Source organism: Erwinia sp. PME.40.26/001, assembly GCF_055556675.1.
This window is the reverse complement of record NZ_JBVHNP010000120.1, coordinates 1-277: the sequence shown is the minus strand read 5'-3', so window position 1 is coordinate 277 and position 277 is coordinate 1. Positions and strand designations below refer to the sequence as shown.

The following is a 277-nucleotide window of genomic DNA, read 5'->3' as shown; positions in this document are numbered from 1 at the left end:
CGGGCGAAACCATCATCGCCTTCGCCTATGCCGAGCCCCAGGGACGCTACAACCTCGCCGACCTCAAGACCTCGGCGAAGAAGGACGGATCCGGCTACGCGCTCTCGGGACACAAGGCGGTGGTCTGGGGCGCGCCCTGGGCCACCCATCTGATCGTCACGGCCCGCACTGGCGGCGGCCAGCGCGAAACCCAGGGCGTCGGCGTTTTCCTCGTCGAGAAGGGCGCCGCCGGTCTCTCCACCCGCGATTACCCAACGGTGGACGGAAGCCGCGCCTC

1 protein-coding gene is annotated in these 277 nt (G+C 69.3%); it reads left to right on the top strand.

Features of this window, described 5'->3' with window-relative positions:
* On the top strand, window positions 1–277 hold a 277-nt coding region (locus ACZ3HG_RS23490), incomplete at both ends, for an acyl-CoA dehydrogenase family protein (protein ID WP_465334750.1).